Consider the following 13,245-nt stretch of genomic DNA (forward strand, 5'->3'; position numbering starts at 1 on the left):
CCCCCCGGACGTTTCCGTACCCGTGCGTGCGGCGACGCGGCCGGGACGGTGCGCGTCCGGACCCGGCCCGTTCGCACCCGCCGCCGCGACCTCTCGAACCGGCACCGGCTGAACCATCTGCTGGAGTAATCAGCATCTGAGTAATCAGTATCTGACGCTCCATCAGATAGTGCCCGACTCTGGCATCGGCCGCACGCATCGTCAATAGCTGACGTGCTGTCAGGTGAGCCCGGATGCCGTTCCGGACTCCGGCAGCCGGTCGGCTGGCAGCTCCCCGTCGGCTCAGCGCAGCGAAACCCCCGCCTGCCATCCCCCGTCGATGACGAACGGCTGGCCGGTGATGTACGACGAGTCCGCACAGGACAGGAAGAGGGCCAGCCTGGCGACCTCCACCGGCTGCCCGATCCGCCCCATCGGGACGAGCTTCCGGTAGAAATCGTCCTTCCGGTAGAAATCGTCCAGCGATCGGCTGCCGATGGCCTTTTCGTCGGCAACGGATCGCGAGTCGGATCCGGAGTTGGACCCGGAGTCGGATCGGGAGTCGGATCCGGAGTTGGATCCGGAGTTGGATCCGGAGTCGGATCCGGAGTCGGATCCGCCGTCGGTTTCGGGCTTGCCATCGGTTTCGGGCTTGCCGTTGTCCTTGGGTGCGCCATCGGCCCTGGGCCCGCCGTCGGCCGTCGCCTTGCCCGGGTCGGTCATCGGCGTATCGATCGCCCCCGGGCACATCGCGTTGACCCTGATCCCCTTGCCCGCCAGCTCCAGCGCGGCGACCCGCGTCATTCCGAGGATCGCCGCCTTGGTGGCCGCGTACGAGGTCAGCAGCGGCATACCGGTCAGCGCCGTGTACGAGGCGGTGTTCACGATCGTGCCGCCGCCGGCCGCCGCCAGCTCGGCCGCCACCGCCCGCATCCCCAGGAACGTACCGACCTGATTGACCTGGACGACCTGCTGGAACTCCGCGAGCGGGGTGTTCACCAGCTCGTTGAAGCGCAGGATCCCGGCGTTGTTGACCAGCCCGTCCAGCTTCCCGAACGCGGCTTTCGTGGCCGCCACGGCCGCCTGCCAGTCCGCCTCCCGGCCCACGTCCAGATGGACATACCGGGCACGCTCCTCGCCCAGCTCCGCGGCCAGCGCCTCCCCCGGCCCGTCCAGCACGTCCCCGATCACCACCCGCGCCCCTTCCGCCACGAAGACCCGCGCCTCCTGCTCCCCCTGTCCCCGCGCCCCACCCGTAACGACAACCACCCGACCGTCCAGCTTCCCCATTTACCCGTCTCTCCTCCCGGCCCTCCGCCACCTCGCGCACTGCCGCACCGCGGCATCGCCCTGCGTTGCCTGCTGCCCGCCGCCTCCCACCTCCCACCTCCCGCCAATGCCAGCTGCCGGCCGACTGCCGCCCGCCGCCTTCCGCCAGCCGCTCCCAGCAGCTGCCGCCCGGATCGGTTACGTCAGCCGCCCCGGTTACGCGTCGAGCTGTCCGGCGACATCCGCCGCGAACGCGGCCATCTGGTCGACCAGTTCGCTCCTGCTCCGGCTGCGGAACCGCACCTGGATCTGCGCCACACCCATCGCCCGGTACTCCCGCAGCGACGCGGCGATCCGGTCCGGCGTCCCCGACAGGGTCCGCCGGCCGACCTGCCACCTCGGCTCGCCGACGTACAGCGGCTCGGCGATCGTCCCGATCTCCACCGGCTCCCCGATCCCGGCCTCCTCCCGCAGGCGTCGCAACTTCGCGATCTGCGCGGGCAACTGCTCGCGCCGGTCGCCCTGCGGCAGCCAGCCGTCCCCGCGGACCGCCGCCCGGCACACGGCGGCGGGCGAGGAACCGCCCACCCAGATCGGCGGTCGTGGCGTCTGCACCGGCCGCGGCGCCTGCCCCAGCCCCGAGAAGCCGAACCGCTTCCCCTGGAACTCCGGGAACTCCTCCGGCCCGAGCGCCGCCTTGAGCGCGTCGATCGTCTCGTCGAGCACCGCCCCACGCCGCTCGAACGCCACCCCCAGCGCCTCGAACTCCTCCCGGACGTGCCCGGCGCCGACTCCGAGAATCAGCCGCCCGCCGGAGAGCGCGTCCAGCGTCGCGTACTGCTTGGCACTGATCAGCGGGTGCTTGAGCCCGACCACCGCGACATGGCTCAGCAGCCGGACCCGCTCCGTGACGGCCGCGAGATGCGCGAGCGTGGCGACCGGGTCGTACCACACGGTGCTCATCGGCCCGGCCAGCCGCCGCGGAATCCCGATGTGCTCACAGCAGGCGATATACGCGAACCCGTACCGGTCCGCGGCCCGCGCGATCTCCACCAGGTCCGCGGGTCCGGCCGCCGCCTCCCACTCCTCCGCGTAGATCGTGCTCTGCGACTGGACGGGCAGCTGCATCCCGTACGACAGCCGCCCCTCGGGCAGTATCCGCACCATATGGACTCCTTCACCGCGAGCCGTACCGAATGCGCCCCCGACGCCCCGTCACACACCGAAAAAAGAGGCGAACGGAAGGGCGCCGGAAGAAGGGGCGGCAGGGCCGGGCCATCGTCGCGCCTGACGCATCGTCAGACAAGGGCGCGGGCGAGAGTGGCGGGCGAGAGTACCGGCATACGCCACAGGGCAGGCGGCCGGGATACACCCCGCCAACACATGCGGCCACGCGCACCCCATCCCACCCAATCCCGCCCCACCCGCCTCAGCAACCTCGGCGTCAGGAATCAGTAAAGAAAGTAAAGAGAGCTGGAACCCCATGGCGTCTTGCCTGCGTTGTGGTGGGTGACGGCAGCTTCGTCCGCAGGACGAAGCCCGACGAACCCACGAGGAAAGGGACATCCCATGGCTGTAAGCCTGTCCAAGGGCGGCAACGTCTCGCTCACCAAGGAGGCACCGGGCCTGACCGCCGTCACGGTCGGCCTCGGCTGGGACGTCCGCACCACCACCGGCACGGATTTCGACCTCGACGCGAGCGCCATCGCGGTCAACCCGAGCGGCAAGGTCTTCTCTGACCAGCACTTCGTCTTCTTCAACAACAAGGTCACGCCCGACAAGTCCATCGAGCACACCGGCGACAACACCACCGGTGCGGGCGAGGGCGACGACGAGCAGATCAAGGTCAACCTGGCGGGCCTGCCGGCCGACATCGAGAAGATCGTCTTCCCGGTCTCCATCTACGACGCCGAGAACCGCAGCCAGAACTTCGGCCAGGTGCGGAACGCCTTCATCCGCATCATCAACCAGGCCGGCGGCGCCGAGATCGCGCGCTACGACCTCAGCGAGGACGCCGCGACCGAGACCGCCATGGTCTTCGGCGAGCTGTACCGCAACGGCACCGAGTGGAAGTTCCGCGCCGTCGGCCAGGGCTACGCCTCCGGCCTCGTCGGCATCGCCCAGGACTTCGGCGTCAACGTCTAGAGTCAGGCCCCTGACCTGGGAAAACGTCGTATCTGGTGGTGCTGAGTCAGCACAGAACCAGCACGGTACTACCCTGGTCAGCACGAAGACCCCCCAACTTACCCTTGGGGGGTCTTCTCTATGTGCGGCTCAGGTGTGGGTTAGGCGGCCTGTGCGACCTCTGCCGACCCGTTCGGCGCGCCGCCCTTGATGGCCGTGAGCTGGGGGCGCATGGCGTCTTCCATGGCCTTGCGGCCCCGGTTCCAAGAGTCGGGTACGAGGTGGCCGTAGGTGTCGGCGGTGACGCGGATGGACTTGTGTCCAAGCCAGCGGCTCACCTCCAGTAGGGACACGCCTGCGGCGAGCATGGTGGAGGCGAAGAAGTGCCGAAGGTCGTGGGGCTTGTACTTCATGCCGAGCTTCTTCATGGTCTGACGCCAGTGGTAGTAGAAGCCTTCGTGCGTCAGCAGTTCCCCGGCCTTGGTGGCGAAGAAGAGGCCGGGGGCTCCGAGGATGGTGCGGGTGCCGTGCTGCGCTGTGTGGCGGGTGATCTCCTCGGCCAGCCACTGAGCTAGCGGGGCTTCCCGGTAGTCACCTGCCGCGCGGTGCTTGAGCGGCACGAGACCCTTACGGTTGCCCGTGCCGTCACCCTTCTCGGTGGTCTGGCGGTAGATCCGGTACACGTCGCCCCGGCAGCAGTCCTCGGAGGCGGCGAACGCCTCGGAGGGGCGCACGCCCACCCCGGAGATCAGCCACACGTTCAGCTGGTATTCGGCGGGCATCTCCCTGGCGATCTGTACGACCTCGGGCAGGGTGGGAATCTCATCCAGGTCCACAGCGGTGGAGGAGACACGGGGCACCTTGAGGTTCTTGCAGGGGTCCTTGCCGATCCGATCGTTGTCCACGGCGGCCTTGAACATGGCCTTCATGGGGATCACACGGGTGGTGATGGTGGTCGCCATCAGCCCGGCCTCTTCCATGGCCTTGACGACACGCTGAGCGTCGTTCGGGGTGACGCCGCCGATCGTCTTTCGGCCGAGCGTCGGTATCAGGTAGTTGGATGCGAACCCCTTGTAGTCCCGCAGGGTGTTGGGCGCGAGGATCTGCGCGGCCAGCCACTCATCCCACCACGCTTGGACGGTGATCTTGCCTCGATCAGGGTCGAGGTAGACGCCCTGGAGCTTGTCCGCCTCCATCTTGTTGCCGTGAGCCTCGGCCTGCTTCTTGGTGGGGAACGTCTTCTCCCGCTGACGGCCGGAGCGCCCACCCGGCTCGCGGTAGCGGACAGTCCACGGATGCCCGCACCGCAACTTGGTGCACGGGTCAGCCTTGTCCTTTTTGCAGTTCTGGAACGTCGTTGCCACTGGTGTTACTTGCCCTTCTCCAGGTGCCGAGTTGCCTGTTCGTGGTGCCAGCCATCCAGCGCTGATTCGAAGGGGGCGAAGTCGATGCCGGCCAGAATCTCTCGTGTCTTGTCAGTGAGTTCACCGCCAGGTTTGCCGGGTAGGGAAGTCAGATAGCCATCCCGGCGAGCCTTCTTGAGGTGATCCTTGATGGTCTCGGGACGCCGTTCGACAGCTTGCGCAAGGTAGTGCGCGGGAGCGGTTTCGCCCGTCTCCACTGCTGCGACGTATGCCGCTGACAGCACTGCCAAGTAGCGGGGCGACACGCCTACCTGCTCTAGAAAAGCGTGAGCGGCAAACGCATTGAGTTCCATTGCCTCTCGCGTGTCGTGCCGCTCCATCTCTGCACGGTGTTCCTGGCTGATGTTGCTCATGTCGTACTGCGCCTGTGCGTCCGCGATTGCGAGGGCAAGATCCAGGCGTCGGAGGACCGTGGTGGAGATCCCACGCGCCACGTCGCCTTTGGGAGCGTCACCGACTGGGCTGATCTCTACGTGCTGAGGTCCGCCGGTCGGCCGAGGAGTCTCGGGCCACCACATGCGGATGCCCCAAGCGCCTTGCTGCTGCTCGCTCCAGATGCCGCCCGTGCGGCCGTTGTCTGTGTTCACGTGATCAAGGTAGACGCCCACACCCATAGATGTCCACCCGGTTGACAGAGGTAGGTGCGATGAGGGCATCCTTCACTTCCCGCGCGGAGCAGATACGGCCGTGGGGCCAACCACGACGACGGAGGTGTTCGAGGAGCTTGGAGAAGCGATTGACGGTGGATGAAGTAGCCGAGATTCTTCAGGTCCCCAGATCTTGGGTTTACGGGAATTGGCGAACAGAGCGGATCCCGTTTCGGAAGATTGGTCAATCATTGCGGTGTAGGCCGTCGGATTTTGAAGCCTGGTTCGACAGTCGGAGGGTGTGACAGTCATTGGCTATTGGGTTTGCTGGCGGCGGGGAATGGGTCGCAGTTTCTCAAAGGGAAACTGGCAGGCTGGCCACACAGAAGGACGTGATGCCGCTGTGGGCGCGGCTGTGGCTGCTGGCTCAATCACGAGCCGATCTGATCGGTCATGCTCAGTTCGCAGAGGGTGAGTTGTACGACCTGATGAAGCGGCGGGTTAATCGCACCAGTGGGGAGGTGTCCGAGTGCTCTCGCGGGGCGGTGTCCCACGCCGTGAAGCAGTGTGTGGAGTACGGCCTACTGGCCCGTGAATCCCGTGCGCAATGCCTGGTGCTGCCGTCCTCACTGGTGCAGAAGGAAGGGCGCGGCTCGCGACGGTGCATCACTCATCAGATCACTGGCGCTTGAGCTGGTGCTCAACCCGCATGTCCAAATTTTGGGTTGGCCGTTGAGTGGACGCTCAACTCAGTTGAGTGCCTGCTCAAGTGACTCCCATGGGGGAACTGAGAAGCGGGCTTCCCCTTCTTTTATCTGTCTTCTACTGGGAAGGAAGGGAGGCTCCAAAGTTGACGAGCATCTGTGAGGTGTTGCACATCCTAAAAGTTCTCGGATTCCTGTCCGAGACACTGCTTTCAATGATGAGAGAGTAAGAGAAACCTTCCTTCCTTCTCCAACAGGCCATGTCGACCGCTCGCGCGGTCGTCATGGTTTTTCTTTTTGCTCATTTTCTCGACGTTAGAGGCCCGTCACTTGTGATCAGTTTCTGTCCTGTGTGCGACCGGGAGAACAAGAGTCGCCGTGGTTCTTTCTTCTGTTCCGAGAGATGTTCGGAACTAGGAGATGTTATTGCTTCACGTGCTCGTCAGGCTGAGTCTTATCCGATGGATAAGCCGACCACGGTCGGCGCTTGGCGCGCCGCCTACCGAAGGTTTTCAAACAAAGGCGAAATCGCCCCGTATCAGCCAGTGAATAACTAGACAGGAGTCGCATACATGACCACCACTTCCTCGGACGCAGGCAAGGTCCCGCAGGGGCCGGAAAACCTTCCCTATTCCCCAGGGATCAGCGAACCCGTCATCGCCCCGGAGGAGTCAACGCAGGACGTTCCTGACACGTCCGAGAGTATCCGCACAGCGATTGCAAAGGAATATTCCCTCAAGTTCGCTCATGCCGAACTGAGGATCAAGGCCGCCGAGGCCGGCGTCACTATCCCGGATTCCCTCCTGGAGGCATTCGACACCACGAAGCTTGTCGGCGAGGACGGCAGCCCTAACGAAGACATGATCGCTGCCATTATCGGATGCATTCCAAAGGGGAATGTATGGGCTAACGCCTCCACCCCGGAGCAACTGGGTCTCGGCCGCTCGCGCGCTGTTAGCAACAAGCCCAATTTCGAGATCAACCCTAATCGCTACTGACCCAAGGAGAATGATTTGAGCTGGAATACGTCCCGCACCGATTTGTTCATTCCCTCAGTATGGTCCGAAGCCGTTCGCTTCGGATACGACGCTTCCGCCGTCTTCGCATCCCCGCTCGTCAGCAACCGTGACTACGAGGGCGACATCAGCCGCTATGGCGACACTGTGAAGATCAATACCGCATCCACTCCCGAGGTACAGAAGTACACCCCGTTCACGAAGCTCAAGGACGCGGACATTTCCACGTCCAGTGTTGACCTTGCGATCGACCAGAGCGACGCGTGGATGTTCAAGGTCGACGACGTGATCACAGCCCAACAGCGCGGCTCTCTCGCAGCCGGAGCCACAGCCAAGGAAGGCCGCAAGCTGGCTGTCGCCACCGACTTCTACATGTCCGGACTCATCACTGCCTCTAAGGCCGTGGACAAGTCCACCGCCGTAGCTCTGACGCAGGCAGAAAACCTCGGAGAGCAGATCTACACAGCGGGAGTTCTGGAATTGGCACAAAAGCTCGATGACAACCTGATTCCTCACAATGGGCGGTACCTGATCGTGTCACCGCGCATTAAGAAGTACCTTCTTCACTCTCCGCGTTTCACAGCCGCCGACGCTTATGGCTCTTCCGAGCCGATTCGCAATGGAGTCATCGGCCGTATCGCCGGTTTCACGGTGGCCGTGACCACTCTTATGCCCAAGGGCGCTGACATGGTCGCTGGTCATACGGACGGCCTGACCATCGCCGACCAGCTCGTAAAGACCGAAGCCACTAGGGAACCGCAGGGTTTTTTCGACTACGTGAAGGGCCTGCATCTCTACGGCGGCCTACTCCTGGAGCCGAAGGCTATCGTTACTGCCGCCATCACCGACCCGCCGAAAAGCTGACGTAAAGACATTTCGGGGCCTTGGAATGCATTTCCAGGGCCCCGAATCTTTGCATTTCAGGAGCACTTACGGAGCGCAATCGGAATCTCACCTTTAATTCTCCAGATCCGTACATAGCCTGAAGACCGGCCCTCGCCGGCGGTTCCACAATGAAAAGATTCCGCATTACCCCACTCATTTCCAGTGAATGAAATCACCTCGCAATTCCCTTTCTCCATTCCCCTTCTTTCGTGAATTCGTGAGATCATGGGTTTGTTGGTCGGCCGTTGAGAATCACTCCGGCCCGACCCCTTTGAGTCTCTTTCGTTTCGTGGGAAGTGAAGGAAGGGCGGGGAATGCTTAAGTCTGTGTTGATAACCGTCGAAATGACAGTTTGTGACGCGCACCAGACCAGGGGTGCAGATGTCGAGGCTGTGACTGCCATGACGCTGCCTGTTGTTGGTGGTGACTCCTCTCCATCTCTCGACTTGTGTGAGGAATGTGCGCGTATCGCCTCTGAGGCTCTTCTGCGGGCCTTTGGCATGGATGGTGGGGAGGGCGTTCCGGCGGAGGAAGTTCGGCCGGTAGAAGCCGCTGTGTCGCCCCAGGTGGATGCCACAGAGGAGAGTGGGCAGGAAGTCGAACAGTCCGATGACGACGACTTCCGCGACTACTGCTCACGGATCGGCGATAGCCGTGCGGCCCGCAAGGGGCAACGACTGGTGTTCGGTTCTCAGTCCGCACGCGCGCAGTATGAGCGGCACCGTCAGCGTGTGGCCAAGATCAGTGCTGCCGAACGGTCTCACTTTGAGGAATGGTGCAGGCACAACGGGCATGAAGTGAATGCCACGGCGTCGCATGTTGAGTTCCGGGGCTGGCTTTGGGAGCACTTCCCTGCCAAGGGTCGTGAGTACGCAGATGCTTTGAAGGCTCGATCCAGCGATGTGAACGGGACCACGGAACGGGATGAGAATCGTGTGATTCGTGAATGGGCACGCGATCACGGATACGTGGTGTCGGCCCGAGGGCGCATTTCCATGCAGGTTCGGCACGCCTACCATCTGGCGCAGCGTGAGTCTGCTGACAAGGAGTCTCACGCAGCTTGAACAGTCTCTATGGTCCGGCCGTTGGTAGTGGCGGCCGGGCCCGGCACGAATATGAGCAACTTCCCCTAATTGGAATGGAGTTCGCAGCGTGACCCCGGTTCTGTACGGTCCGATCGGTCGGGCGGTCAAAGAGACCAAGCCCTATGCGGAGACGGACCCGGTAGGGATCTACGCGGCCTGTCTGTCCATGTGGTCGGCAGCGATCAGCGGAACGGTCCGGGTGAACCGCCGAACTCCCCTTCTGTGGACAGCTCTTGTTGGCCGTACAGGTCTGGGCAAGGGCCTTGCGTATGGTGCGGCCGAACACATCATGAGCCCCGCAATCGGTCGGTTCCTCGACACTCACACGGTTTCGGGGCTCACCTCCGGCGCCTCCCTGGTCAACCACCTGTGGGAGCAGCAGAACGCGACGGCCGAAACGGAGAACGGCCGAGACGTGCGGACCCTGGTAGTAGAAGAGGAATGGAGCGAATCCCTACGACGGGCCCGGCGCGATCATTCCTTCACTCCCAACCTACGTATCGCGTGGGATGGGAAGACTTTGCGCAACACCACGAAGGAGGAGCACCAGGAGGTGACGGGCCCGGCATTGGTGATGCACGGGCACATCACGCCGTCCGACTGGAATGAGTACGTGTCGGTGAAGGAAGCGGCCGGGGGTACCTTCAACAGGTTTCTTCCCATCATGCTGTCTGCTGTGCCGATGCTTGATGACGACACTTTCACCCTGCCTGCGTTGGACGTTGACGATCTCGCAGAGGCGTACGCGTGGGCCACGGCCAGGCCGAGGACGATCACACTCGGCACGAATGCGAAGCCGCTGTGGAGGCTGGTGCGCCGGTACGGGCGCATCCTGAACGCCACCCTTCCCGAGCACCAGGCCGTGTTCATCCAGCGCACCGAGGAGCAGACATTGAGGGTTGCGGCCTGTCTCGCTGCGGCCGAGTGCTCCACCACGATCACGCACGCGATGCTGTCGGCCGCCCTCTCCTTCGTGCGCTACAGCATCCATTCCGTGACGACCCTCGTTGCCGCGTCCGAGACGGGGAAGCCTCGCAGGCCGCTTACTCCAGCCGACAAGGTACGTGCGGTTATCGCACGGGAGGGAAGCATCAAGCGGGGTGATCTCGTACGAGCGTCGAAGATTCCAGCCGCTCAACTTGATGCCGTGCTATCCGAGATGGACGACGTTGCCACCGAACGGCAACGGACTCATGGCCGTCCGGCAACCGTGGTGAGCCTGACCCAACCGGAGCGCCAGGAGCAGCGCCCCAATGTCGTGAGCCTCGCTGAGAAGCGGCGGGCCAGGCCGCATTCCCCTTACGCTCCGCAGCCGCCGGCACAGACACAGCGTGAGCAGAATGCTTCTGCGGATCCCTTCGCGACGCTCCGCGCGAATCTCAATCGGTAGCCGCCACGACAAGAGCCCCGTCCATGCGCCTGGAGTAGGAGACGCACGGACGGGGCTACTGGTGGTCGCTTACGGGGCTACCGGATTACGTCGTCCGGGGTCGGTCCCGCGCCGAGTTGTGCGGCGTGCTCCGGGCAGGCGTAGAGGGTGGTTCCGGGGCCGCTGCTGCTCTCGATCCAGCGGACGGCAACAGGGGCGTTGGTGAGCTTGTGGCACGTGATGCACAGTGCAACGCGCGCAGCCGGTATCGGGCCGGTTATCCCCTCGCGAGTCATGCGGCGCTGCCCTCGGTGGCGAACACGGACACGGGGAACGGGGCGCCTTCGTACGTGTACGGGTAGTCCACTCCCATGGTTGCGAGCACTGCCGCGCGTCGCCGTTCCCGGATCACGTGCAGTTCGAGCGTGGTCTCGGCCTGCCGCCGGAACAGTGCCTGGGCCTCATCTTTGGTCGGGCTGGTCCAGGGGCGGGACCAGGGGTTCACGGAGACGGGCCCGGCGGGGGCGGGATGAGTGGAGAGGTGTTTCGCGGTGTGGCGTCCGGGCCGGTGAGAGGCGAGGACGGAGAGCACCCAAGCGAGGGTGCGGGCGATACGATCGCGCATGAGTCGGTCAGCTCCAGCTAGCTGTTCGGCGGAGCCCCGGCGGACCGATACCAGCGGTCTTCCGGGGCGCTTTCGTTCGCGACGATAGCCCTTAACGTCAGTACACGTAAAGAGACGTAAATGGACGTCCCCGTAAGTGCGGTCTTGTCACGATGCCGCTAGCTTCGTGGACATGGACTACGGCCCGGACGACGAGATCGAGCGCGACGCACCCGAACCCCCGTTTCAGCAGCTCGCGGGCATCCTTCAGGCGCGCATCCAGCGCGGAGACTGGAAACCCCGTCGCCCCATCGCGTCGGAGTCTCGGTTGTGCGAGGAATTCGGACTGTCCCGCCCGACCGTTCGCCGGGCGATTGCTGTCTTGGTGGAAGCCGGCGTGCTGTTCGTCGTGCCGCAGCGAGGGACATACGTACAGAGCTGCAACAAGCCCGTCGGCGGAAACGACTAGGGTCGGTTCCGGGCGTGCCTCGCGTGCTCCGGGACAGGCAAAGCCCCACCTGGATGGGTTCCAGGCGGGGCCGGTACGGAGCGGTCTAGGAAGCGTCGCGCCGCAAGTGTTCCAAGGTGGGATCTAGGGCCGAGTCGTACGTCCCGGTCCCTCGGCAGTGCTTACAGGCACCCATACGCGCAACTGTCTGCGCGTCGTTTCCGAAGGGGTCGACACCAGGGACGTACGCGTACGAGTTCTGTACCGCCCCGGTTCCCTGGCACCACCGGCACGTCGCGCCCGTAGGCTCAGATTCGGGCGTGTACCCGCGCTCGGTCACCGAGACTGCCCCTGCACCATTCCGTTGCCCGAGCACGCGCCACACGTCTCAGGCGTGGGGACCTCGTTGCCCTGCGCATCCGACTTGAGCTGCACAATCACCCCTTGTCCACTGCATGAGGAACACACCTGCATGCCAACCGGGTCTTCGTCGCTCATGAGCTTAGCCCTTTCGCTGTGATCGGTTCTGGCATCCGGCCGACTGCCCACCGTCACGCAGACAGTCGGCCGGGGTGGTGCCCGCCCCCCGCCGGGATTCCGCACGTCCGTGGGGATGGAATGGGATTCGTCCGGGAGGGGGCGGAGTCTTTTAGATCAGCCGGGGGGAATTCTTGGGGAGATCGAGAGGGAGCGTCCTGGTGTCGTCAGGGTGCCCGTAGTCCTTGTGGAGCCGCATGGCTTTGTGTGCTTTGTCTACGCCGTCGGCATTGTTGGACTTGATCGCTGTCCGCATCTGTTTGCGCAGTGCGGCGCACTGTACGCAGGCGGTGGAGTCCACTTGCCCGCTTCGCGGTAGGGCCAGATTCAGCAAGTGCTGTACGGACATTGCTTACTCTTCTCCCGATGTCGTCTCAGCGCCCACAACGATTCACAGGCGGCCGGAAAGGGCGAGCGCCGGGATCAGCACAGCCGCGATGATCACGACGCTGACAAATGCGGCCCATCCGTACTGGCCGATCACCCGCACCAGCGGGGTCGGGCGCTTCGGCGTTGCGTGCCGGCGGGGGCCGGGCGGTACGTAGACCACGCCCGACGCCTGATCCAGAGCCCCTCCGTGCGGCGTCCACCACCCCTCGGGACTGCCCTCGTACGGGGTGCCCGCGAAAGGATCGGTAGCTGCGGCAGTCCCCTGCGCCGTCGCAGCATCTTCACCTCGTTCGGTCATGCCTCCACCTCCGTCTCGTGCGGGTGCCGCTGGATGATCGTGTTGCAGCCCTGGATGGTCACCGTGCTGCCCAGTTGGTGACCGCGATTACGGGCTCGTGCCGCCGCCATGCAGATGGGGCACTCCGGATGGGGCACGGGCTCCAGCCCGGGGACGCGCAGGGCCGGGACCGGATCTTCACTGCTCATCAGACCTCCGCTTGAGCTGGAGAAGACCGATCTCGACCCTCCGCAAGATCGTCCAGTTGGGCACGGCGTACGGGCCGCGCGGTACCTCAATGGGCAGCGGCGCCCACGGGGAGAACCAGACTTCGGCGGGGGTGTCCGCAGCTCCCCCTTCCGGGGTCAGTCGCCAGAACCCGCCGGCATCGATCAGTAGGGATAACTGGCCTGCTGTGAAGTCGAGTTGGTGTTTCGGGGGAGTGTGCTTCTGAGGCAAGGTCGCTCCTCTCCGTAGCAGTTCCACTACCGAGGCGGCCCAGCGTGGCCTACAGTCAGCCCGTCTTCAACCTGCGTGATATGAGTGG

At 64.2% G+C, this 13,245-nt stretch carries 16 protein-coding genes; 8 read left to right on the forward strand and 8 right to left on the reverse strand.

The genetic code is table 11. The features are described 5' to 3' along the window. Positions 1-282: 282 nt before the first annotated feature. Together ACLJWH_RS05065 and ACLJWH_RS05070 are read right to left on the reverse strand one after the other, a co-directional pair. Positions 283-1,269, reverse strand: a complete 987-nt coding sequence (locus tag ACLJWH_RS05065; RefSeq protein ID WP_411140326.1) for an SDR family oxidoreductase — start codon at positions 1,267-1,269, stop codon at positions 283-285. A gap of 195 nt (positions 1,270-1,464) precedes the next feature. Continuing rightward, positions 1,465-2,415 (reverse strand): TIGR03619 family F420-dependent LLM class oxidoreductase, encoded by a 951-nt coding sequence (locus ACLJWH_RS05070; RefSeq protein WP_411140327.1) that lies wholly within the window; start codon positions 2,413-2,415, stop codon positions 1,465-1,467. A gap of 402 nt (positions 2,416-2,817) precedes the next feature. Between ACLJWH_RS05070 and ACLJWH_RS05075 the strand changes: the two genes are divergently transcribed. Then, positions 2,818-3,393 (forward strand): TerD family protein, encoded by a 576-nt coding sequence (locus tag ACLJWH_RS05075; protein WP_411140328.1) that lies wholly within the window; start codon positions 2,818-2,820, stop codon positions 3,391-3,393. Between the two features lie 140 nt (positions 3,394-3,533). Here the strand turns inward: ACLJWH_RS05075 and ACLJWH_RS05080 are convergent, their stop codons facing one another. Together ACLJWH_RS05080 and ACLJWH_RS05085 are read right to left on the reverse strand one after the other, a co-directional pair. Continuing rightward, entirely contained in the window at positions 3,534-4,736 is a 1,203-nt protein-coding gene (locus ACLJWH_RS05080) for a tyrosine-type recombinase/integrase (RefSeq protein ID WP_411140329.1), read from the reverse strand. Positions 4,737-4,741: 5 nt separating this feature from the next. Next, on the reverse strand, positions 4,742-5,383 hold the full coding sequence (locus ACLJWH_RS05085; protein WP_411140330.1) for a hypothetical protein: 642 nt from the start codon (positions 5,381-5,383) through the stop codon (positions 4,742-4,744). Between the two features lie 59 nt (positions 5,384-5,442). Here ACLJWH_RS05085 and ACLJWH_RS05090 point away from each other — a divergent pair, with 59 nt between their 5' ends. From ACLJWH_RS05090 to ACLJWH_RS05115, 6 genes are all read left to right on the forward strand, one after another. Then, positions 5,443-5,688, forward strand: coding sequence for a helix-turn-helix domain-containing protein (locus tag ACLJWH_RS05090; protein ID WP_411140331.1), 246 nt, complete (start codon positions 5,443-5,445; stop codon positions 5,686-5,688). 87 nt (positions 5,689-5,775) lie between these two features. After that, positions 5,776-6,075 (forward strand): hypothetical protein, encoded by a 300-nt coding sequence (locus tag ACLJWH_RS05095; protein WP_411140332.1) that lies wholly within the window; start codon positions 5,776-5,778, stop codon positions 6,073-6,075. 584 nt (positions 6,076-6,659) lie between these two features. Continuing rightward, on the forward strand, positions 6,660-7,085 hold the full coding sequence (locus ACLJWH_RS05100) for a hypothetical protein (protein WP_411140333.1): 426 nt from the start codon (positions 6,660-6,662) through the stop codon (positions 7,083-7,085). 15 nt (positions 7,086-7,100) lie between these two features. After that, positions 7,101-7,967, forward strand: coding sequence for a hypothetical protein (locus ACLJWH_RS05105; protein ID WP_411140334.1), 867 nt, complete (start codon positions 7,101-7,103; stop codon positions 7,965-7,967). Positions 7,968-8,314: 347 nt separating this feature from the next. Beyond that, a complete protein-coding gene (locus tag ACLJWH_RS05110) occupies positions 8,315-9,052 on the forward strand; it encodes a histone-like nucleoid-structuring protein Lsr2 (RefSeq protein ID WP_411140335.1) in 738 nt (245 codons plus the stop codon). Positions 9,053-9,140: 88 nt separating this feature from the next. After that, complete coding sequence (locus ACLJWH_RS05115) at positions 9,141-10,463, forward strand: DUF3987 domain-containing protein (RefSeq protein ID WP_411140336.1); 1,323 nt, start codon at positions 9,141-9,143, stop codon at positions 10,461-10,463. Between the two features lie 271 nt (positions 10,464-10,734). Here the strand turns inward: ACLJWH_RS05115 and ACLJWH_RS05120 are convergent, their stop codons facing one another. Continuing rightward, entirely contained in the window at positions 10,735-11,067 is a 333-nt protein-coding gene (locus tag ACLJWH_RS05120) for a hypothetical protein (protein ID WP_411140337.1), read from the reverse strand. Positions 11,068-11,239: 172 nt separating this feature from the next. Between ACLJWH_RS05120 and ACLJWH_RS05125 the strand changes: the two genes are divergently transcribed. Next, positions 11,240-11,515, forward strand: a complete 276-nt coding sequence (locus tag ACLJWH_RS05125) for a GntR family transcriptional regulator (RefSeq protein ID WP_411140338.1) — start codon at positions 11,240-11,242, stop codon at positions 11,513-11,515. A 907-nt stretch (positions 11,516-12,422) separates the two neighbouring features. Here the strand turns inward: ACLJWH_RS05125 and ACLJWH_RS05130 are convergent. From ACLJWH_RS05130 to ACLJWH_RS05140, 3 genes are read right to left on the reverse strand one after another with little or no spacing between them, the layout of a single operon-like run. Beyond that, complete coding sequence (locus ACLJWH_RS05130; RefSeq protein ID WP_411140339.1) at positions 12,423-12,719, reverse strand: hypothetical protein; 297 nt, start codon at positions 12,717-12,719, stop codon at positions 12,423-12,425. After that, positions 12,716-12,907, reverse strand: a complete 192-nt coding sequence (locus ACLJWH_RS05135) for a hypothetical protein (protein WP_411140340.1) — start codon at positions 12,905-12,907, stop codon at positions 12,716-12,718. Before ACLJWH_RS05135 ends, ACLJWH_RS05130 begins: the two co-directional genes overlap by 4 nt. Further along, a complete protein-coding gene (locus ACLJWH_RS05140) occupies positions 12,897-13,157 on the reverse strand; it encodes a hypothetical protein (protein WP_411140341.1) in 261 nt (86 codons plus the stop codon). The genes ACLJWH_RS05135 and ACLJWH_RS05140 overlap by 11 nt, the downstream gene beginning before the upstream one ends. Positions 13,158-13,245 lie beyond the last annotated feature (88 nt).

Source organism: Streptomyces sp. x-80, assembly GCF_046549095.1.
GTDB classification, from domain to species: domain Bacteria; phylum Actinomycetota; class Actinomycetes; order Streptomycetales; family Streptomycetaceae; genus Streptomyces; species Streptomyces celluloflavus.